Source organism: Bartonella sp. AU55XJBT (assembly GCF_028618525.1).
Genome location: NZ_JAQITC010000008.1, coordinates 1 through 21852, shown reverse-complemented (window position 1 = coordinate 21852; position 21852 = coordinate 1). Strand labels below are relative to the sequence as shown.

Here is a 21852-nt window from a genome sequence, read left to right as displayed (position 1 = left end):
ATAATATAAAATAAATTTACAAAAATGATTGACTAGGATATTAAAGTACAATAATTCATGCAATGCAAGTCCGCAAGAGGAGATAAGGTATTGCATTTTAATTGAAGGTTTAGTTTTTAAGGAAAGTAAAAGCCTTATCCTAAGGCTCCGTGGGGAGGGGGCCATTACATGCAAGAACAAACATTTGTAAATTATAAGAAAAATGCTTATGAATTGGGCGTGGAGCGTTTACGCTCTATGGAATTGGTCGAGACCCCTTCAATTCTTGAAGAAATGGCCGATGTTGCCCCTGATCTCGCAAAATTCATCATCTCTTTTGTGTATGGAGAAATTTATGAGCGACCTCACTTAACAAGCCGTATTCGGCAGCTTGCCACCGTTGCCATCTTTGCAACTCTCGGTAATGCAAGACGGCAACTCAAATTCCACCTTACCAGTGCTCTTAATATTGGGTGTAGTCCTGCTGAGCTGATTGAAGTAATGATACAGTTGGCACTTTATGCAGGGTTTCCAGCAGCCTTAAATAGTGTTTTTGCTGCAAAAGAGGTCTTTGATGAAAAGAAACTAGACTTCATATCTAGTTGCGGCTCGCCATTAGTATGCGAGGATCGCTACGAATCTGGACTGAAGGCACTAGAACATATTGATGGCCCCGATGGACAAATGATTATTAAGACACTGGGTAGCATTGCTCCAGACTTAGCTCGTTTTGTTGTTGAGTTTGGGTTTGGTGATATCTACACACGGCCTATCCTCAACTTCTTTGAACGGGAAATTATAACGGTGGCAGCGTTAGGAACGTTAGGAACTGCGATTCCACAGCTGAAGCTGCATATACAGGGTCTGCTTAATGTAGGTGGCACGCCCGAACAGGTGATTGAATTAGCAATTCACATTGCTCCTTATGCAGGCTTTCCTGCAGCGATTAATGTCGTTGAAATTGCTAAAGAAGTTTTTGCCTCACGCAAGGAGACATAGAGAAATTTATTTGCCAGCAACATCATTATTATCAAAAGCGTGATACTTACGAATTTAATTTTTTTCTTAATTTCAAGGAGAATTTAATGTCTACACCGTATCTTTTAATTACAGAAATATATCCTAAAGAAAACCAAACTCTTACAGTAGCTAAGAAATGGAGGCAGATCACAGCAGAAAAATCTGAGCAGCAGGCTACGGTGTTTGTATCTCTTGATAATAGGACTGTTCTGCAGTTGAGAGCCTTGCCCTCATTAAAACAGATTGAGAGCTTGCCGGGGATATGGGAGCTTGAATTAAAATTATTGGGAGAAGATCTTGTGAACGACTTTCGTCGTCAACTTTTGACCTATGTTGAATCGGTAAAAGTGCTCAAGCAGTCTTTGCCTAGCACACCGTATCTGCAGCTGCGTCATATTGAGGTTCCTCCAAGCCGTTTTACCTCCTACCGCCAATGGCGAGACAAAACCATTTTTGACGTAGTACGCAAGGCATCTGAGGTTGAAGAGTTTATTGCTTATCATTCCATCATTAGTACAGAGCCGGGTGTTATGTTTCTCTCCGGTTTTTCTGTTGATCCTGAGATCTATAAGAGCCTTTTTTCTTCTCCGCGCTATCAAGAGATAATTAAAAAGGCCGGAGACAATTTTATCACGGGTGGAGAAGGTGGACTTTATACAAAAATTTACAAACGCTTTATTAATTAACAACGAACTACGGCGACAGCTGTAAAACTAAGCTGCAGCTTTGGTTTGAGTGGAGGGTAGTGATTGCTAAAAATGAGCGCTTACTCTTCTATAATATTACCGAAAAGCCATATATGTTGTAAGTAATGTAATTATTTTGGTAAATTTTTGCTTATATTTGATCAATAACGTAGTTACCGATTTTTAAAGCCATATAATAATTTTATGAAGAGTATGTTTTTATTTCAAATAAATCAAAGAGATATAAAAAGAGAGTTAAAATTAGTTATAATTTTGAGGCAGGGAGCACAATGAAAAATACATCTAATAAGAAAATTTTTATAGTTGGCAATAAATTTCATGAATTTAGTATACATGAAAACGTTAAGACTTTTGGGGAAATTTTAGAGATGATACGTACAAATTCCTTTGCCAATTTACCTAGTAATAGTCAACTTGTTAGCGGTCAAGGGTTAACAGAAGTTCAAGCTCAAGCTCTTTATGACCAAGGACTATATCCACTCGCAGCCCACGGGATTGATATTTCTCCTCTACTACAGCGTCCACTTCGCGTTAGCCGCCTGCAAAGTCATAAGCACTACATCAGAAATGCGATTATCTCTCACCCGAAACGTTTAGATGAGCATAATTTTGAATCTCACTTAATATTGGATGAACGGTCAGAACTAATGAATGATCATCAAACTGGACAACATATACAAGGTATGGTGTTGATTGAAGCAGCTCGTCAAATGTTTTTAGCAGTTACTGAGGAATATTTTATCGGAGATAACTGGACGGAGCCGTATTACTTCGTGTTAAATAGCCTGGCTGCCAATTTTACAGGGTTTGTATTCCCTCTTGACGTTGTTTTTAACTATCGAATTAACTCTAGCGATATATCCAGATTATCTCGCCTTCACTTCGATATAACTATATCAGTTAACCAAGGCGACACGAGCGCCGCTACTCTTTCCTTTCAGTTTACTGCTTATCATGCAGAAAAACTAAAGAAGAATGAACACAAACAAGCGATTAAATTTCTTAACAAGCAAACAGGTAGGGACTCTGTCTCGCGGAAAGCTGAGAACCTTGAAAATGTTTATCTTGCGTAGAGGCATTATCTATGAAAACAATAATGTACGAACTAAGTTTGACTACACAAGGACCAACTTATCCTCCGAGCGAAGTAATGGATGAAAAGGGAAATTTTATTGTTATTGGACAAATCAATCGCATGAATTCCCATGGAGAACTTACCTCAGAGTGGGGAAGAGCTTTGGTATCAACCTCTACTGTAACTCCTGAATTCGGCAAGAATGCTCCCTACGATATCATAAAAGAACTTTCAGATCCTCTTTCTAGTAGTGATGCCTCTCTTGTATTACATACTCTGCCCTTACCATTACCATGCAATAATTATCCAGTAATATTTGCACCAGCGCAATGCCCTAATGCGAAAAATATTTATCTGCCAAGCTATGGCTTCCATGAAGTACCAATACCAGACGCTCGAAACCAAGATGGTAGAAAGATTACTGCGCCGATAACCCTTGAACAATGGTGTAAAGCGAAAGGATCCATGGAAGTTTCCGTCCCTAACGACCAACGAACAGGACATTTTCGTTTTGAATTTTTGGGGTTAATTCCTAACAGTCTTTACACAATTATGGCACTACGGCAACATGATCTGAATCCCCATGCACCTACACGACCCGGCCCACTTGGTCTTCCCAATATACTACTGGCAGATGCTGATGGGCATGCCTTTTATCAAGCAATATTACCCAATCCGTTTCCATCTGTGAACGATCCCTCTGCTAATCGAATAGTAAATATCGTCTTGCTTTGGATGAGTTATCAAATGAATCGAGGCGGTGCGATCGGATGGTATGGCTTAGGAGGGGATGTCCACGCGCAGCTAAAGCTCAAAAAAACAGGTTTCTGGGAATTCACAACAAAGGATTAATATTACGAATAAATCATATCCATGCTTATAAAGAACAAACAACATTATAAAGTATTTAATTTTTTTTGAAGGGAGAAATTAATAATGAGCCTTGCGTATGCATTCTTCGATGTAGATGGCACCCTTATTCGGAGCAAAAGTATGCTCGCTTTCCACGATTTCTGGTATAAATCTTGGCTAGGTTTTTCAACCAACGCTCACCAAGAGGAATATGCAGATACTACTGCTATTTTACGTGCACACCATGATAACCAGAGTCCGCGCAGCGTAATAAACCGTCGCTTTTATGAATTTTTTGCCGGACGTGCTGTAGCAGAAGTAACAAGATGTGCAGAAACTTGGGCAAAGCGCGCGTTGATTAATCCTACTTTCTTAATCCAAGAAGTAGTAACAGAACTAAAATCCCATCATAGCCAAAAAATTGAGCCGGTCTTAGTATCCGGCTCTTTTATAGAAATTCTAGCCCCCATTGCAGAACATCTAGGTGTACCTTACATCTTGGCCACAAAACTATTGCATGATGGGCAAAAATATAATGGCCGTTTCGTCCCTCCGCAAACGATCGGCGTTGGAAAAGCGCTTGCGATTCAGGATTTTATTGAAAAACATGGTGGTGACCTTAAGAACTGCTGGGCCTACGGTGATGATATTTCCGATGAGCATATGCTGAAGCTTGTAGGTCATCCTGTCGCTGTTATTGGCGATCCTTTGCTTGAGGCGTATGCTCACAAGCATGGTTGGCGCTGTTTAAATCTACCTAAAGAATCACAAACTCTAGCATTCTCCTCTAAAAAGGTATTTCCTTTTAATGAGACGTCTTTACATGAAATATCAGTTCTTTAGTTATTCAACCTAATCACAATAAACTTTAAGGCTATCTTATTATTTAAACAATTTAATAATACTCAATACATTAAACATAATACAGTAATACATAATGCATGGCTAAAAATAAACTAGCTGAATATTAATGATTACAACTTCAGGTATAGAAAATGCTAAACGAAATGATAAAAAACACGACCGGAATTTACTCACAACAACAGAAACGTATTTTAGTCACAGGAGGCGCTCGCGGCATCGGTAAAGCAATTGTTCTAAACTTATTGAAAAATGGTCATAAGGTAGCAAGTGCAGACATCATTGACATAGAACTACCAACCTCCATCGATACGGCAAGCTTATGTAAATTGATTGTTGATATCCGCGATAAAGAAGCCATTGACTCTTCTGTCCATAAGGTTATCTCAGAATTTGGTGGTCTTGATGTCTTAGTTAATGTAGCAGGCATTTGTTATAGTGGCGATCCAGAAACAATTGATGCTCAAGAATGTGCTGAAACATTTGATGTGAATATTAAAGGAATGTTCTATATAACAGCTGCTACTTTACCCTATCTAAAAAAGGAAATTCGCGCCGATATTATAAATATTTCATCCATATGGGGTGTAGAATACAATCCTTCTTTAATTTCATATTCTTCTTCTAAATTTGCTGTAGAGGGCTATACTGGTGGGTTGCGCTTATGGGGAATGCCACAAAATATTCGTGTTTGTTCAATCCAAGTTGATAAAGTTAATACGGATTTTCGTCGCAATTTTAAAGGATTCCCAGAGATACCTCCAGAGAATCTTGCCAAAATGCTTCACCCAGATGACATTGCTTCCGCGGTCAACTTTATTCTTTCCTCATCTAATACCGCACAAATTTCTTCCATACGTCTCGATGCTCCACTTTGGTATCAAGTATAAGGATCTATCCAATGAAAATCACGCCCAGAATAGCTCTTGTCTTAACCCTCGTAGGAACCTTTTTTTGGGGTTCCAATTTCCAAGCCACTAAGATAGTTTTAACGACTGTTTCTCCATGGACCGCTTCTTTTGAGCGGTTTCTCATTGCCGTAATCGCCATATTTTTAATTATGATTTTCAAAGAAGGCTTGCGGTGGCATGTTTTATCGCAAAATTTTATTTCTTATATTTTCCTAGGGATTATCGGTGTGGCAGGGTTTAATGGCGCTTTATTTGTTGGCTTGCAAACGTCAAATCCCATAACAGCCTCCCTCATCATGGCGACAACCCCTATTAGTGCTAATATTATTGAAGCTATCATGAATAAATCTTTCCCAACCTGTGAGAGGGTTATAGGGATGCTCATTAGCATGTTCGGGGTCTATTTAGTCATAACAAATGGGAGATTTTTGTCTAACCATGTTTCCTTTGCCAAAGGAGATATTATGATTCTTTTAGGTTCCATTGGTTGGGCGTTCTATACCGTTGGCACGCGGTCATTTGTCAAGAACGCAACCCCGCTTGAAACAACAAGCTGGACGATGCTCTCTGGCACCGTCGCCCTTGGCGTCCTAACCTTTTTATTCGAATCCCCTCTTCAAGAAACGATGTCTATGTCCGGCGCTAGTTTATTCGCACTCCTTTGGATAGGGGTTGCAGGATCAGTTTTAGCCTACCTATTTTGGAATATTGGAATAGCGATCCGAGGTCCGGGTAAGACGGCGATATTTTTCAATTTTGTACCTATTTCAGCCTTATTGGTGCAAATCCTGTTCGGCTTCATCCCTCAAATCATGCAAATCATAGGCGTTTTTGTTACGATTTTTGGAGTTCTAATCGGACAAGGCTATATATTCAGCTTACTAGGATCTAGAAAAGCCGTTCCCAATGTGCATAAAGAGTAATATACTTTTTAAGATGAATGGAAATTGGCGTGTTATTTTTCGCTTTATCGGAACAGATGTAGAGCTTGTTGATTATCAAGATTACCATTGATGAAAGGAATGAAAACAAATGACGCATAACCCCGCCCATTCTAGTGAAGTTCTAAAAGTAGCTTTTTTAGAAGAGATGGGGATAACAATACAAAAATTAGCGTATCGTCTTCATGTAACAAAGTACGTATTTATTGTCAAGTAATATTTTATCTTTTTTTGATGTTTTTTTGTATTTTTTAAATACGTTGTGTATTGATAATATCTTATGATTATGAATTGCTTCTTTTATATTTATATGCGTTTAAAGCTATATTATGGGCTTTATGAAACGATTGCGTTATGTTTTGAATCTATAAATCTATAATATTTAAAAAGGCTCTCATAATGCGTATTTTTATCTTTATAACCTATCAGTTTTTTTACTAAATGAATTTAAATTTTTTTGTGAATTTTGTTTATAATACATTTAAAATTTAATAGCCTCTTATAGGTGCTCTCTTTATAATCAATGCGTTCATTTACAGTTTAGTTATTTGAAGCTGCTGTTTTTACGCATTTTCTATAGCTGTTATATGCTTTATAGCCATGGCATCATTTTTCATTTTCATAAGAGAAACGATAAGTAGGATAATTGTAATTTATAGACTGTTATGAAAACATCTAAAGAGAGATTGATAATTATAGAGATCAGTAAAATTCCTTTTAATAGGCTTTTGTCAGTGATATCAGTTTTGTCAGTTCTTTTTAGACGCTCTATTATTTTTTTTGAATGGTAAAAAATAAAATCAATATATTTCAATATGTTAATATCTTTAAAACATAACTTATATCAAGAGTACAATCTTTAAAGATAGCCAATGATGTGAATTGATTAAAACTTGTCAGTTATGTGTCAGTAAATTGAACTGACAAAAGTGATCATTTTAATGAGTCATTAAAACGTGTCTTATGAAAAGCATATGAAATTAAAAACTGATTACGTTATCAAAATCCTTTTTATGAATTTTATCAGTTCTTTTGAATGATAACCTTATGATTTAGAGAATGATTACAACGTGCTTTATAAAAAGCATGTGATCCTTTAAAGCTTTTCAAAAGATGGTTTATAACTCATAAGAAATGCTATCAAGATCATTAGGTTATGAGTTTTGGGGGTGCTTTTTGTACGTATTATTTTATTTTTTTAAACAAAAATAAAAGTTATTATATTTCAATATGTTAATGTTTTAAAGAAACAACCTATATTAAATACAATCCGTAAATACAATCTATAATATATATAAAAAGGGGTTTTGGGGGTTTTAAGAACAGACAAAACCTATAAGTAAAATGAATATACATAACTCTCTTTAAACAAAGCTTTTGAAAACAATAAAGCACTCATTTGAGATTACGGTATAACCTCTTAAAGGCAATGTAAAAAAATCTAATTCACTTTAAGATGGGGTTTCTTATAAGTCTTAAAGCAATCCAAATGAGAGTATCTAAAAGTGCAAGTTTCTTCTTTTTAGAATAACGCATATAAACACTCCTTTTAAAGATTGTATGTAAGCAATGTATAAAGGGGGTATAGAACCTATAGGTATAAGACCTTATACCCCTTGTGAGATTAACATACCCATTATGTGAGCATGCTTTATAAGTTATTCAGTTTCTCTTATTTCTAATTTTGGTAAGTTTTTTACGATTTTCATTGTTTCTAAACTTACGGTAATAACCTTTTGAAACAACTCTAGAGGGTAGGCAGGGTTGCCAATGGTCTCAACAGCATAGCGATTAGCATCATTCACAATACCACTCTTTTTATCTGTTTTTACACATTGACGTTCCATAACCCATTCAAGAGCGGGTTTGCCATTCACGATATACTCATAAGCTTCCTTAGGTATATCCGTCATGATGATGTTGCTGTTGTAAAAAACGATAGATTTATCTTTTACATTATTTTTGCTAAAGAATTTCATTTCTGTAACGTAGTAAAACTCTTCGGGATTAAGAATATCAGTCTGTTTAGGATTACCTTTTTTAAAGGTCACTGGATAAGGTTCTACATCTTCATAATTTACGTGCAAATGACCCAGTTCACGCCCTGCTGTAACAAATTTCCAAAAATCATCAGCACTCTTTACACAAGGAATGCGAGGCAATTCTTTAGAGAGGTTATCAGCATAACGGGCACGATAATCTTCTGAATGTAAGAGCCCGTAAACATAATAGAATAGATCATCTTTAGTGATAATCTCATTAGGATAAGCTTCTTTAAAATGTGCTAATCCCTCATCAGTAATGGCATCACGTCGTTTTAAACCAGCATTTTTACTTTCTTCTGTAGAAATTAAAAATAAATGGGATTGTTTTTTATTTTTTGAAGATTCAACATTTTCGTAAAAATACCTTGGAAAGCATTGACCGTTCTCTATCATTTGGAAATCAGATACAGTACTAATCATAAGTACAGAAAAATTTTTCTTTGCTCCCGTACCTGTAATTTGTATGATTCTATTTTTAACCGCTTGTCCTATCGGAAATATCCGCGGCATTTGGTAAACCATTTCATTGAAAGCGCGATTATAATAAAGCCTCTGTTTCGTAAAAGGACGATAAAGACTTTGTGTAAGGCAAGATTCTTCGAATTTGTATACCCTTCCTTTTGCCAAATCTTGTTTGATAGAACGACTCCAACTGATCTTTGTTTCATCTGTGTTGATAAAATTATTTACAGCCTTTATACGTTCTTTACGGTCAGCATGTGAATAGATCTCATTAAACCGTTCTACTTCACTATTATAGAAAGCAATCATACTACTCATATTTTGTGCTAAAGCTTTATGACTTGTATTATATGCCCAAGCATCGCGACTAGTTACGATACCACAAGAAAACGTTTCAAAAAGCTTTTTACCATGTTCTTTCTTATAACTCTTATAACCCATGGCTAAAAAGGTTTTAAAACTGTCATCACGTTGATTGATCCAATCACCATGCTTATCTGGTGTAATTATTTGCCAACCGCCATTACGTGTAATACCATCAATGCTACCAAAACGCCTAATTGTCTTAAGCTTTTTTTCTCTTGTGCAGTAATCTTCTACAGCATGGAAATATATTTTCCCACGCTGTTGAGATTCTGGATTTTTCACGAGAATAGAGATAGCAATAGGCGCTCGAGAACCTTCTCCAAAAATTCCACCACTTTCTTTTTTTCGTTGTTCTCCAGAAGTCCGAGCATCCCCCCGTAAATGGAAAATATAAAGGCTTGAAAATTCCTCAACGAGACACTTTCGCAAACCATCCATAGATTTCGTATCTACAAAACCCGCATTTGTGACAAAACCAATAACACCACGGTCTTTTATACGGTCACTAGCCCAGCGAATAGCACGGATATAACTGTCATAAAGTGATTGCAATAGATTTGCTTTTGATTGAATAGCATAAGTTTCAGCAATGCGTTTATCTAAAATAGGATAAGGAGTGTTTTTTGCATTGTCGTTTTCACTTTTTTGTCCTATCGAATACGGAGGGTTACCAAAGATAACTTCAATATTTAGATTTTTTTGATGTTCTAAATATTCACTGTTTTCTTTAAATAGTTCTTGCAACAAATCTTTTCTTTCAAGCATTTGGAATGTATCAGTTAAACCAATATGCTTAAATGGGATATAATTCCCTTTCATAAGACCATGATAGGTTGCTTCGATATTAATGGCGGCTATGTAATAAGCTAGCAAGACAATCTCATTAGCATGGATATCATAACGGTATTTATACTCCATATCTTCTGGTTTTATGAGATTAGATTGTAACAACCGTGTGATAAAGGTACCAGTACCTGTAAAAGGGTCGAGAATAGAAACACCACGTGATCCTAGGCTTTTTCCAAATTCATTGCGCAAGACATCATCAACGGAATGAATAATAAAATCAACAACCTCAATGGGGGTATAAACAATTCCTAATTTTTCTACTGTACGTGGAAAAGCATAACGGAAAAATTCATTATACAGTTCTACAATTAAGCTTTGTTGTGCTTCAAGGGTGGTAATTCCACGCGTGTAAAATTGTACACTCCTAGAAATATTTTTGAGATCTTGAGATTCTTCTTTAAGAGTAAAGTTATCAAGGGCATTGAGTACACGTTGTAAAGCACAAGATACGGGATTTTCTTGAACAAACTGATGCCCCTCAAATAAAGCATTAAAGACTGGACGCGTCACAAGATGTTGCGCAAGCATTTCAATCGCATTTTGTTCTGAGATATTCGTATTTAAATTGCTACGCAATTCGGTCATAAAATCATTAAACACCCGCCGTGTTTCAGTTTCTGATTTCGTCAAAACTTCAGTTAAGCGTGTGATATGAGTTTGAGCAAGATCACCAACATTTATTGCCCATTTTTTCCAATAGCTAGGGTCGTAAAATCTCTTAACAATAGCAGCTTTAATGACATCTTTACATTTAGAAAAAAGGGGGAGTTCTCCTTGTACTTCGTGTGTTTGAGAGGGTTCATAAGTTGCTAACCCAATATTAAGTCCTGAATATTCTAATTTTGAGCGTGTAGGTAAATCATCAATAACCGTGGTCGTATCTTCTAACGCAAGTTCTTGAGAAGCAGCAACGATTTCAAGAGCATGGCTTACGTCTTGTTTTTTGTGCATATGGTGAATTATTTTATTAAAGTTATCATCATGGGCACGTAAAGCATTGAGAACTTGCCAGATGACATTATACTTTTGGTTTTTTTCTAAGGCTATTTCCGGCGGAATATCAGCGGGTATCCCAATGGGGAGAATGATATAACCTCTTTTTTTACCCTCTGCTCGACGCATGACGCGTCCTATCGCTTGAATAATCTCAATTTGACTTTTGCGCGGGTGTAAAAATAGAACGGCATCAAGAGCAGGAACATCAACACCTTCAGAAAGACAACGTACATTGGTGAGCACACGACACGCATGCTCCCCCGCATCTTCCTTTAACCAGTCGAGTTGTTTTGTACGCTCTTTAGCACTAAAGGTTCCATCAATATGGGCAAGGGTACAGTTAAGAGGGGGAATATCTTTATGGTTTTTATGAAGAGCGCGCAAAGATTCTTGCACTTTTTCTTTTTTGAATCTTTTGCATATGCGTTTAGAAGTCTCAATATCTTTGCAAAAAGCCAAAGCTCTACGCATGGGCTTAGGGTCATCTTCAAGATCAAGTTTCAGATCCATTTTGGTAAGGGCTCTATAACAGCCATTAATCTTGGTCCTATCATCAAGAATAAGTTCATAATCCTTATCGGTAATAAGATGTTGAATGGATTGGCTTATTTCCTCTTCGTTAACAACTAATATGATAACTTTACAAGGTGATAACAGCTTATCCTCTAAAGCACGTGAAAAGTTGTAAGTGTAAAGTTGTTTGCCATAGAGTTTTTCATTATCCATGGACACCAAAACGTTATTGGAGAAGACAGCATTCCTTTTTAGCTTGTCACTAAAGATCTTCGGGGTTGCTGTCATATACAGACGTTTTTTACCCCGAATGATGCTGTTATCATGAACCTTGATAAACTCAGATTCATGCTTGTCTGTTCCCAATACAACCCCCGTTGTACGGTGGGCTTCATCACAAATGATCAGATCAAATTCGGGTAAATCATATTCCTTTTGTGCATCGGAAATCACTTGAATGGAATGGTAGGTCGAAAAGACCACGGTCATCACATCAAGAGAGGTTTTATTGGCTTTACGTGCAAGTTCTTTCGCATCCGTGGTAGCCGGTAAAACAAGATCAGAAGCATCAAGACCAGCCTCATCATCATGTTTTCCTTTACGACGCTTGCCTACTTGTGTATCCGAACACACGGCAAAGGAACGCAAGGGCACTTCTGTATCAAGGGTCCATTCACGGATTGTTTGTGACAGCAAAGCAAGAGAAGGCACTAAAAACAACACACGCTTGCCTTTTCCGGCGAGAGCCTCTGCTATTTTAAGATTGGTGAACGTCTTGCCTGTACCACATGCCATAATCAGCTTGCCACGGTCTGCTTCTTTTAAACCTTCACAAACTTTCTCAAGCGCTTCTATCTGATGATCTAAAAGTTTTTTTTTCGGTTGTTCTTTAAGGACAGCTTGTCCTCTTTCTTTATAAGCCCCCCAATCGATTTGACTATTTTCTAAATCAAACAGATTAATCTGTTGAATACGAACTTCTTGACCATCACACGTATTGTTCGCATTATCACTCCAATTGCTTTCGGTGCTATCAACCAGAATACGACGCGTGAATATTTTCTTCCCAGAGGCAGCGATAAAACTATTAATATCTTCTTTTTTAATGATGTGAGAAGCATCATAGCATTTACATTGAATAGCCGCATAACCTCCTTGATCACGGATTGTAGCGACCAGATCAATGCCGATATCACGCCTATCTTCATCATGTTCCTCAGCCCATTCCGAATAAGTCTGAACCTTTTCGTATTCCTGCTTTTGCAACGGGTCTTCAGACAGATAAGCCATGACAAGATTTTCAAACAGCGTTCCTAATTCACGGGGTGATTTTGCCTGTTTACGATAATATTCCAACAAAGAGCGTAGCGTGACGTGTTTATTATCAGACTTAAGAGATTGCAGCATATTATAACAGAGCCCATTTTTTTATAATGTGTTTAATTCTTTTCAAAAGAATCAAAATGAAGCGTATTAAATCCATTTTGAGAGAAATGAGAAAAAATGCAGAAAAATGCATAAAAATGGATAAATTTTTTCAAAAGGGGCTTTAAAAGGCTATTTATCCACAGCCTATGACGCATGGTTAGATCAGCACAATAGTGAAATTTGCTATTTATTTGACCTGTCAATCAAAACAAATACACTATGGGCTTTTAAAACATCATAATGAGTATTTTGATAGGTTTTATGAGTGACTTTAATAGATAGGTTTTGTCGGTTTTTAAAACCCCCAAAACACCTACAAAACCCTCTTAAATATATATTAAAGATTGTATTTATGTGTTGTGTTTAATATAGGTTGTTTATTTAAAACATTAACTTATTGAAATATAATAACTTTTATTTTTGACTAAAAAATATATAAAGGGGGGTGTAAAAAGAACACCCAAAACCCCCTAAACCTCCAAAACCAATAGAGTGGGGAGTACTTTGAAGGTTTATTTTATGACTACAAAGTTAGATGCTTTATCGGAATTTAAAATTGTTCATTGTGGTGTCTTATGACTTTTCACTAAAGGATGCCATTCATAATGTATGGTAGGTCGACCGCCTTGGGAGTTATTGTTTTCAGAGATTTCACGAATATAGTTACAACGGCATAAAAGCTCTAAAGCTTGCTTAACGGCTCCATTGTCCTTTAAACATTTCCAATCACGTTTATAAACATCACGTGAAGTAAAACCATCGGGTAAACAATCACAGCGTTCGACAATCAATTTTGCACGCTCTGCTGTTAATGTATTCCCCGCCGCATAGAGCCTTTTGACATGGCTTATCAGATATTTTTCCCAACACAAAGCTCTCTCAAGGGCATCTCTATTGATTTCAAAACGCCCGCCTTCACTCAATTCAAAAATCAACGCAAGGGTTGGTATGGTTTTATCCATTTTCAAAAGATGCGCTTGTAAGCTTTCTGAGAAATGACCTCCTTTTGCCTCTCTGTGAAGATTTTCTAGCCATTCATAAAATTTCTCTTGTGCTTTTGGCATAAAACGCATGATCAGCGGCTGTTCGGGAGAACCTAATCGTTTATCACGAAAAGAGCGAAAAACGCTTTCATACTTTTGCCAGTCCTCTTGATTGGGAGGTCTATCAATCCATAACTGCTCTTTTAGTTCATCGGGAAAGACCAGCATTTGAAACCGTTACAATAAACCGTCATTATTGGTTCCATGGTGCATGGCTTGAATAATGGGAATAATTCTACCCCTTTAACACGCTCTTTTCTAGCATTAGGAGGCAGAGGCTTTTTGGTCGGTTGTAAAACCTTTTGTGTGTTTTCTGATGTCATAAATTCCTCCCTCCAGATAATAAAAAAACCCCGCATTTGCGGGGATTTTAACTGTATCCTACCCTCATTTAGATACAATACACCTAAGTACAGCGATGTCATTAAATACGATTTGCATCACTTTCTTAACACAAAAATAACACATATTGATAATTTTAAAGGGAATCTGTTAGACGATATTTCCAATAGAACTAGTTAAAAAGTAATAAACATGACAATCGTATTAATTATCTTGTGTATTCTACTATTAATCCCATTTATTGGAATTATACTGGAAGGTTTAGGCTATTTAGTTATGGGCGCTATAGCGATAGGTCTTATTGTCCTACTCGTACTGGGAGCAAACGCCTTAGGATTTCTATTATGTTCAATAATAGTGTTCATAGCAATGATATTAATTGCAATTCATGCCCTTAAATCGAACCTGAAAACATGGGAAGAAACAGTTTTATACTGCGCTACACTATTTTTACCACTGCTTCTGTCATGGCTTACTACATGGGTTTTTACGGATTTGACGAACAGCATTAAAGCTAGTGGTGGAGACTACCGTAACATCGAGAATATAGCAACCATGTCTTTTGCGACAGCGCTTACCTATTCTGTTTTTTCGTTCATACGCACTCTTGCTCATTGGAACGGAGATATTGAAAACGATATTAAAAACTATAGTAAATTTATAGTTAAATTTTATTGCGCAGTACCTATAATGTGGTGTGTAATTTTTTGGCTCGAAACGGTAGGACTAATATTAGTCATAATATTTATTTTCTATTGCATTTACAAGAGTATAAATTCAGATAAAGGTGAAGATAAAACCTCTAATAAAAGTACTTCTGAAGAGCATTAAAAGCAACTCTTAGTGAACTTACAAGATGTGGTAACTCTTGATCTTCTATAACGAGGTATTGTAGTGCTGCTTAGAGGTTATACTGTCTATAAAGATGTTGAGCTTCTTTTATTGCCTCTTGCATGGCATGATAAAGACTTCAAAGCCTTGCCTATAAGCACGCTTTGCTAGGGTAAAACCTGCTTTACGATTCCCATCATCTGCTGGTTTCTGATCTGTTTTGCAGCCATTGGCTTGTAAAAAGGTTCTATGAATGGCAAAAGAGCCAGCCCCCTTAACAAGCGCTACCAACGCGGGCAGTGTTATTCCTAATGGGTGTGGACATTTATCGTGAAAACGTAAATCAGCAGGTAATTCACAGGTAATACCCCGCTTGCGTAAATAGGTTTCTGCTAGCGTATTTTTGATCGGTTGACTTTGTTGCCAAATCTCTCTTGCTCTTTCTGCTTTCTGTTTTACTCGTTTGAGATCAGCACAAAACTGTTTTGAGAAAGAAAGCGTATGATCATAAGCTTTATCCCAAAAGGCTTGTTTTCCAAGCAAGCCAATTCTTCTAAGCGCTTGTATGATCTCTCTAAAAGAGCAGCCAGCATAACAAGTGAGTAAAAGACGCCCATCATGTCCATTGGCAAGGGATAAGCTAGGCAACCTATCATCATGGGCTGGACAACGGGCAAGTCCATAACGCCCATGCCAAACTCCACGCAAGTCACGTGTAATGCCCCGAGCATTTGTATCAGAAGACATTTTTTGATCCTATAATGATTGCATCATAGGACGGACTCTGCTATTCATAAACCTCGTGTGAAAATGGAAAGCCTTGTCCGTCCTTACGTGACAAGGTTTTCTTTTATGCGACGTCGCTATAACGTTGCTGTTTGGCTTGCTCTATGACATTCAAAAGATCGGATTGTAACCAACGGGATAAAAAACCAAATTTTAAAGGTTTTGGAAGAGAGCCATTGGTCACATGACGGCGGAATGTTGAAACACTCATATGAAGTAATTTTGCACTTTCACGGTCTGTTAAAAGAATATCATTTTCTATCATCGTAAAATCCTTTCAAATATTAAAAAATGAGAACAAATCATGCCTATTTATTAAACACATTTTGGTTCATTTTTTAAGGTATTTTATTCATAGAAAACAATATTTTATTATACATTTTCTCATGTGATAATTTATGAGTCTCATTGAGAAAGAATGAGAGAAGAGAGAGCTAAAGTTATCCACAGATAATGGGGTTATGCACCCCATATCTTAAGATTGACCCGTGACATAAGCCGCCCATTTATCCATATAGACACGGCGCTGTTCTAGATAATCAGTACGACGATAAGCACGCTCTACTTTGCCGCCTACCGTATGACTTAGAATGGTTTCAGCGACCTCATAGGGGGCATCGGTTGTTTCAGCAAGCCAATCGCGTAAACTAGAGCGAAACCCATGCGGGCAGGCTTCAAGTCCAATACGTTTCATATATTTTGACATGGAACACTCACTAAGAGGACCACGACCTTTAGCAGAAAAAAAGAAATCATTGCGTGAAAGCGAGCGCGCTTGTTTTAGAATGTCTAATGCTTCAGAAGATAAAGGCACGCGAAATTCTGTTGTAGCATCACGCTTTCCTTTCATATTCTCAGCAGGAATTGTCCATATATCCCCATCAACTTGATCTTTATGAATATGAAGATTGCTTATTGCCTCACGCTTTTGTTTGTTGCGTTCTTTAATGGGGTCACGTCCTTCACGTAAAACAGCACGCCATTGGTTTGCTAATTCACGGGCTTGTTTTAAAGAGACATGTCTTAAAGCACCTAATCCCATTTCGCGGCGCCGACCGTGAATGGTATAACGGTAAATCTATTGAGCACCGCCATCTTTACGCTTATGAAGAAGCAAGCCGGCACCATCACACTATTTGCCAGCCCCCAATGTTGCGACAGATCTTGCATTAAGACGGTTCATAAGGACCATTTTTACTCCTTTCTTATACAAATTTTACCCACACACCAGCCCCGCTTATGACATGCAAGCGAGTGGTTTTGATTGATTCAAGATAAACAGGTTTGGAATGAGAGAATCTTACGGTATTCGGGACTCTCATCCAATATGAATAACGCTAAATTATCATTATAAATCAATATGATTGTATCTTTAATAAGAAATAAAAGTTTGTATTTTGGTGTCGAGTAGAACCTCTTTTAAAGGTAATTTCACCGCAAGTAGTATTTCACAAAATTACAATTAAAACAGCAAAATAATTGAAAAATTTTTCTTCTGAGAAGCTGATTTACGCAACAACTATTCTTTATTTTAGCCCCAAAAAAAACTTTTTAAAATTACTTGATCAAGCAGAGCATTGCATATTTCTTATTGTGATTGAAGTGAAATAGCCATTGAAATCAGGAATAATACTTTTTGAATGAACTTAATAATTAAAATGGAAATTAGCTGAGTACAAGAGTTTTTCGATTTATATCGGTATAGGCCAATTTGTTTTCCAAACTGAATATTGCGTAATACAGTTAAATTGACTTTACAATTATAAAGTTGTAGGTCCTTAGACTTTTTACAAAATACTAATTGTCTTGAATATAAATAAGGTACACAATAACAATATGAGGAGGATATTATGATGATATACGGGGGGCGAATAAATTTGATCGCGTGTGGAAAAACATTGAAACCGTTAAAAATCTTCAACCTCTGCAAAGTATAGGAATAAGAGCGACAGTTACCAAAGAGATTCTAGAAAATATTATTAATTTTATCGATTTTTGTATAAGCAAAGATGTCGATTATATCGGATTCAGCACGCTCGATACGTCGTCATTTAGTTTTTCTAGAAAAAATAATACAGAGAATCGATCTAAGGCTTTGAGAAACAAAACTCTTCCGCCAAACGCCTCACTTTTTCATTTGAGAGATGAATTATCAAGGAAAGAATCTCCCCTCCAGATTTATATAGATAAAAAGTTCCAAGAAAGGAAAATCTCATGGACGTCACAAAATTTTGTAAATTGTATTAATTATTACTTAGGCGAAAATTCTACGTACGTTTCGTCGCCGTTAATGTGTTTATTTCCATTTTCATCCTTGGTGTTGGACTATAATGGAGATTTAAAAAATTGCTTTTATTCAGAAGCTTTTGGGAATCTACAAAATTATGAGGCAATAGATTGGTCTGCCCAAAGCGTTTTAAAATCTTTGAAAGAATCTGGCGCATGTAGCGGATGTCGTGGGAAGGTATTTTGTGGATAAGGTTAAGCAATTTAAGATTTATAGTGTTAGCAAGTCTACTGCTCTAGTGGTTGCTGTTTTACCACTTTTTTTGTCGGAAAAATTGCATTTGTCGCAAGCGGATATTGTTTTAATCGGTAGTTATTTTTTATTGCTTCCTTTGGTCTTAGAAGTCCCCTTGGGTTTATTATCAGATGTTTATGGAAGTAAGCGCGTTATTTATACTGGGCTGTTTTTCTTTCTTTGCGGTTTTTTAGCTCTTTTTATCAATTATGCATATTTTGCTTACGCCACTTATTTGTTGTGTATTACATTAGCAGCTGCTTGTTTCTCAGGTGCGGAAGATAGTTTACTCTTTTCTATAGTACCAAAGCATCGCACACTGTTTTCCGTTAAGTCCGAAGTGGCTGCTGTTACCTATAGTGTGACAACGGTACTTATTTTTTTAGGGGGAATACTTTATTATGTGCATCCTGCATTGCCTGTGATTTTTCAAGTCCTTTCATTAATTTTTGCTATTTTTATGTTTTCAAAACTGACGAAGGGATTAGATAGTTTTCATATCAACGCTCATCCGAGTATTTTCACAGTTATGTGCGCCAGCCGTAAAGAAGTCAAAAACCCTTATCGCTTCACTCTTATTTTTTTAAGTGCAGTTTCAGCTTTTGCTATTTTGGTTAATAATCGGACTGTTTCTATCGCATTTTCTGATTTTTTGCCATTTCAACCTGCTATTTTGGTTTCGATTATTTTTATCATTGGGAATTTTTTTTCAGCAAGTTCCAATATATTCTTTCAGAAGTATTTTTCAAAGTTTCAAAATCCTATTTTTCCCGTCTTAATGATTGGTTGTATGGTAACCATTGCTTTTTTTCTCATGTCATTTCAAATCATTGCGGTTCTTATATTAGGATTTTTACTGCTATGTGTTTTTAAATCTGCTTATCGATCTTATCTGTCGTCTCTTCTTATAAATTCACTGATTGATCGCAAAGCTATCGCGACTGTTTTATCATTTACAGCCATTATTACAGCTGTTGTATCCTTTGCATTCAGTTTTTTATACGGTCATGTTTTTTCAACATTCTGGCAAGCTAATTTGTGGTTGGCAGTGATTATGGCTGTGATTTTTGGGGTGTCTGCTTTAATTATTTTTGTCAGAAAACAAGAAATCATTTGGTTACAGCCTGAAAATGCACAATCGTCAAAACAACATTTCTTGAAACGCAAGCATCAAGAGTTTTGCTATGGGCAAATTTATCCGGAAGCATCGTGCATTAATGAAAACATCAAGGATGGCTCTTTTCGACAAAGTCTCTATCCTGCACCAAATTTGATAACACTTTGCGATGAAGTAGTCGAATGGGAGTTTATCCGGGGTACTGTATTGAGCCAAATGGATTTGCTACATCAAAAGGCGATTATTGATCAAATCAATAAGATCTTTCAAGATCGATTAAGCAAGAATATAATCTTATCACATGGAGATTTACATCCTGATAATATCATTGTTACTCCTGATAGTTCTTTTGTGGTAGTGGATTGGGATTTATGTCAAGAAGCCAGTCCGGAATTGGATATCTTAACATTTTTTACCAGTCCAAGATTATCTCTCAATTTAGAAGAACGGGTAGACTATATTTCTCATTTGCTGTCTATATCAAAGGATGAAGCTTTCCCAATGATAAAAGCGTTTGTAGCTAAAAAAATTTCTGATCTTTGTCTATACCAAAATATTTTCATGAAACAATTAGTATTGGATTATATGAACTTGAATGAGAAATTTCATGGGCGATAATATTGTAATTTGTAATGAAAATTGCAGTGCGGGATGCAATCATTGTCCGTATTCGATGGAATGTATGGTGGGAGATGACGCTTTGCCTGAATCTTTATATACAATAAATGACATAAAATCTGATTTTATTATTCTTTCTGGTGGAGAGCCTTTTGAGCTCGATAATAATTTACTTCATAAATATACTTGTATGTGTCTCATTTGTAAAAAATATTTTCGGATTGCAACAGGGGGGCACATCTATATTCAACCATATTTGAAGCTATTAAAGAGCAATCCATTCTTTTTAGGGATACAAATAGGCACAGATGTTATTTCAGAGATAAGAAATCTAGACAGTAAAAAATATAAACAAAAGTGGGTGCGTAACATAGAATGTATGAAAAAAATAGCGTACCATATAGTGTGACGATTACTTTATCGGAGAGATTCGATTTGGCAGAAGTGTTAGCTCTAATATGTATCGCTACTCCCGAGTTTATTTTAGTTAATTTTGAAAATAGAAAAAAGTACGAGAATACATTTCAGTTAAATATGATACGGGATTTTTTTTCTGGCTGTGAGATAAAATATGGATATACGCATCAGAGTTTACACCAATAAATATAAACTATCGGATTCTTTTCACAGTTCTTCTGGTGTGTTAGTTGAAAAAACAGAACTAATAATTTTATTTACTGTTCGGGATAAAGTTATTTCGCCCTTTGCTATGGAGTTGCCATTGTCACCTAGTTACGGAGAAATGCCGGACGATTTTATAAAATCTGTAGATGAAAGATCAATAAATAAAAGTAAACACTTTTCAAATTCTTTAAGCTATTTCTTTGGGTTGGAAGATTTTTTTAAAAAAGTTGAAATGGCTAAAATTATTAATTCTGGATTAATAAAATCTATTAAAACGATAGGAATCGGTGACGGTTTCGTTAACGGATTGCCAATTCGCGGCATTGGTATCGTTTTGTTATAACGTAGGCACGAAAGCTTTTTGTAAGCCAACGTTGTTGAAGAAGCTTAATCAAGGGGATTATGAAGCTGTTCCTAGTGAATTACAGAAATGGAATAAGGTAGGGGGAAGCCTCTTGTGGGATTATCCAACCGTCGAGCAGCCGAAGCCGGTTTGTGGGTAAAAGGTTCTTATGTTACTTCGAACTATCACAGGGTAGAAACACGTGAGGCAAGAGGACTGTTAAAGGTAGAAGCGCTAGCCCCGATTATAGGGTCTTGTTCAGGCTTTGGAGGCTTTTTGGTTGGTAATGGACCGATTCAGTGGGCGTTAGCAGGGATTATGGTTTTAGCGGCGTGTACAGGACTGGTGATTGTTGCCAAGCGGTTTAAGGAACAGCGCTTGTGATGCTTTGGTTCAAAAGAAATCTGTCTCTTCTGTTAGCGGCTTTAGCCGTTTTTTAGTGGCTTTAGCGAAAGCCTTTCACCTTGGAAAGAAGAGCGAACGGCAAAAGCAAACAGAGCATGCTTTAAAGACGGCAAGGACCCGTTTTGAGGTAGAAAATGAAGTTAATCAAAAAACTGATGCTGGTGTGCGTTCTGCTTTGTCTCGTTGGGTGCGGGGCAAATAGGACAGTTTCTTGTGT

Annotated in this window: 15 protein-coding genes and 6 pseudogenes; 16 read left to right on the top strand and 5 right to left on the bottom strand. The window is 36.7% G+C overall.

Features of this window, described 5'->3' with window-relative positions:
- Positions 1-168 precede the first annotated feature (168 nt).
- From PVV70_RS05270 to PVV70_RS05230, 9 genes and pseudogenes are all read left to right on the top strand, one after another.
- Complete coding sequence (locus PVV70_RS05270; protein WP_273758246.1) at positions 169-978, top strand: carboxymuconolactone decarboxylase family protein; 810 nt, start codon at positions 169-171, stop codon at positions 976-978.
- A gap of 86 nt (positions 979-1064) precedes the next feature.
- The gene (locus PVV70_RS05265; RefSeq protein ID WP_273758245.1) at positions 1065-1685 is read left to right on the top strand and encodes a hypothetical protein; all 621 of its coding nucleotides are present in this window, start codon (positions 1065-1067) and stop codon (positions 1683-1685) included.
- A 290-nt stretch (positions 1686-1975) separates the two neighbouring features.
- The gene (locus PVV70_RS05260; RefSeq protein WP_254492178.1) at positions 1976-2779 is read left to right on the top strand and encodes an AfsA-related hotdog domain-containing protein; all 804 of its coding nucleotides are present in this window, start codon (positions 1976-1978) and stop codon (positions 2777-2779) included.
- A gap of 11 nt (positions 2780-2790) precedes the next feature.
- Positions 2791-3633, top strand: a complete 843-nt coding sequence (locus tag PVV70_RS05255) for a hypothetical protein (protein WP_273758244.1) — start codon at positions 2791-2793, stop codon at positions 3631-3633.
- An 84-nt stretch (positions 3634-3717) separates the two neighbouring features.
- Positions 3718-4476: an HAD family phosphatase gene (locus PVV70_RS05250; RefSeq protein ID WP_254492176.1), complete on the top strand. Its 759-nt coding sequence runs from the start codon at positions 3718-3720 to the stop codon at positions 4474-4476.
- Between the two features lie 164 nt (positions 4477-4640).
- Positions 4641-5384, top strand: a complete 744-nt coding sequence (locus tag PVV70_RS05245; protein WP_273758243.1) for an SDR family oxidoreductase — start codon at positions 4641-4643, stop codon at positions 5382-5384.
- A gap of 11 nt (positions 5385-5395) precedes the next feature.
- Positions 5396-6328, top strand: a complete 933-nt coding sequence (locus PVV70_RS05240) for a DMT family transporter (RefSeq protein WP_273758242.1) — start codon at positions 5396-5398, stop codon at positions 6326-6328.
- A 13-nt stretch (positions 6329-6341) separates the two neighbouring features.
- Positions 6342-6419: pseudogene (locus PVV70_RS05235) on the top strand (Killer protein); the annotation flags it as partial.
- An 18-nt stretch (positions 6420-6437) separates the two neighbouring features.
- A pseudogene (locus PVV70_RS05230) lies at positions 6438-6542 on the top strand (transcriptional regulator); the annotation flags it as partial.
- A gap of 1462 nt (positions 6543-8004) precedes the next feature.
- Here PVV70_RS05230 and PVV70_RS05225 read toward each other — a convergent pair.
- A complete protein-coding gene (locus PVV70_RS05225) occupies positions 8005-12984 on the bottom strand; it encodes a type ISP restriction/modification enzyme (RefSeq protein WP_273758240.1) in 4980 nt (1659 codons plus the stop codon).
- Between the two features lie 581 nt (positions 12985-13565).
- Positions 13566-14285: pseudogene (locus tag PVV70_RS05220) on the bottom strand (DUF3987 domain-containing protein); the annotation flags it as partial.
- 297 nt (positions 14286-14582) lie between these two features.
- On the opposite strand from PVV70_RS05220, the gene PVV70_RS05215 reads away from it, so the two are divergent.
- Positions 14583-15221 carry a hypothetical protein gene (locus tag PVV70_RS05215; RefSeq protein WP_273758239.1) on the top strand — a complete coding sequence of 213 codons (639 nt, stop codon included), beginning with the start codon at positions 14583-14585 and terminating at the stop codon, positions 15219-15221.
- Positions 15222-15329: 108 nt separating this feature from the next.
- Here PVV70_RS05215 and PVV70_RS05210 read toward each other — a convergent pair whose 3' ends face one another.
- The 3 genes and pseudogenes from PVV70_RS05210 to PVV70_RS05200 form a co-directional block, all read right to left on the bottom strand.
- Entirely contained in the window at positions 15330-15968 is a 639-nt protein-coding gene (locus tag PVV70_RS05210) for a hypothetical protein (RefSeq protein WP_273758238.1), read from the bottom strand.
- A gap of 103 nt (positions 15969-16071) precedes the next feature.
- The gene (locus PVV70_RS05205; RefSeq protein ID WP_273758237.1) at positions 16072-16272 is read right to left on the bottom strand and encodes an AlpA family transcriptional regulator; all 201 of its coding nucleotides are present in this window, start codon (positions 16270-16272) and stop codon (positions 16072-16074) included.
- Between the two features lie 210 nt (positions 16273-16482).
- Positions 16483-17124: pseudogene (locus tag PVV70_RS05200) on the bottom strand (integrase arm-type DNA-binding domain-containing protein).
- Between the two features lie 768 nt (positions 17125-17892).
- On the opposite strand from PVV70_RS05200, the gene PVV70_RS05195 reads away from it, so the two are divergent.
- The 6 genes and pseudogenes from PVV70_RS05195 to PVV70_RS05170 all read left to right on the top strand — a co-directional run bounded on the left by PVV70_RS05195 (position 17893) and on the right by PVV70_RS05170 (position 21837).
- Positions 17893-18486: a hypothetical protein gene (locus tag PVV70_RS05195; protein ID WP_273758236.1), complete on the top strand. Its 594-nt coding sequence runs from the start codon at positions 17893-17895 to the stop codon at positions 18484-18486.
- Positions 18479-20263, top strand: a complete 1785-nt coding sequence (locus tag PVV70_RS05190) for an MFS transporter (RefSeq protein ID WP_273758235.1) — start codon at positions 18479-18481, stop codon at positions 20261-20263. Before PVV70_RS05195 ends, PVV70_RS05190 begins: the two co-directional genes overlap by 8 nt.
- Positions 20253-20672 carry a hypothetical protein gene (locus PVV70_RS05185; protein ID WP_273758234.1) on the top strand — a complete coding sequence of 140 codons (420 nt, stop codon included), beginning with the start codon at positions 20253-20255 and terminating at the stop codon, positions 20670-20672. The genes PVV70_RS05190 and PVV70_RS05185 overlap by 11 nt, the downstream gene beginning before the upstream one ends.
- A 162-nt stretch (positions 20673-20834) precedes the next feature.
- Positions 20835-21230 (top strand): hypothetical protein, encoded by a 396-nt coding sequence (locus tag PVV70_RS05180; protein WP_273758233.1) that lies wholly within the window; start codon positions 20835-20837, stop codon positions 21228-21230.
- A pseudogene (locus PVV70_RS05175) lies at positions 21169-21614 on the top strand (lysozyme); the annotation flags it as partial. The gene PVV70_RS05180 and the pseudogene PVV70_RS05175, both read left to right, overlap by 62 nt.
- Positions 21611-21837 (top strand): annotated as a pseudogene (locus tag PVV70_RS05170) (hypothetical protein). The pseudogenes PVV70_RS05175 and PVV70_RS05170, both read left to right, overlap by 4 nt.
- Positions 21838-21852: the final 15 nt, after the last annotated feature.

Bases quoted from the DNA above. Each gene is read 5' to 3' on its own strand.
- PVV70_RS05270 (WP_273758246.1), top strand. From the start codon at position 169: ATGCAAGAACAAACATTTGTAAATTATAAGAAAAATGCTTATGAATTG.
- PVV70_RS05265 (WP_273758245.1), top strand. From the start codon at position 1,065: ATGTCTACACCGTATCTTTTAATTACAGAAATATATCCTAAAGAAAAC.
- PVV70_RS05260 (WP_254492178.1), top strand. From the start codon at position 1,976: ATGAAAAATACATCTAATAAGAAAATTTTTATAGTTGGCAATAAATTT.
- PVV70_RS05255 (WP_273758244.1), top strand. From the start codon at position 2,791: ATGAAAACAATAATGTACGAACTAAGTTTGACTACACAAGGACCAACT.
- PVV70_RS05250 (WP_254492176.1), top strand. From the start codon at position 3,718: ATGAGCCTTGCGTATGCATTCTTCGATGTAGATGGCACCCTTATTCGG.
- PVV70_RS05245 (WP_273758243.1), top strand. From the start codon at position 4,641: ATGATAAAAAACACGACCGGAATTTACTCACAACAACAGAAACGTATT.
- PVV70_RS05240 (WP_273758242.1), top strand. From the start codon at position 5,396: ATGAAAATCACGCCCAGAATAGCTCTTGTCTTAACCCTCGTAGGAACC.
- PVV70_RS05225 (WP_273758240.1), bottom strand. From the start codon at position 12,984: ATGCTGCAATCTCTTAAGTCTGATAATAAACACGTCACGCTACGCTCT.
- PVV70_RS05215 (WP_273758239.1), top strand. From the start codon at position 14,583: ATGACAATCGTATTAATTATCTTGTGTATTCTACTATTAATCCCATTT.
- PVV70_RS05210 (WP_273758238.1), bottom strand. From the start codon at position 15,968: ATGTCTTCTGATACAAATGCTCGGGGCATTACACGTGACTTGCGTGGA.
- PVV70_RS05205 (WP_273758237.1), bottom strand. From the start codon at position 16,272: ATGATAGAAAATGATATTCTTTTAACAGACCGTGAAAGTGCAAAATTA.
- PVV70_RS05185 (WP_273758234.1), top strand. From the start codon at position 20,253: ATGGGCGATAATATTGTAATTTGTAATGAAAATTGCAGTGCGGGATGC.
- PVV70_RS05180 (WP_273758233.1), top strand. From the start codon at position 20,835: ATGGATATACGCATCAGAGTTTACACCAATAAATATAAACTATCGGAT.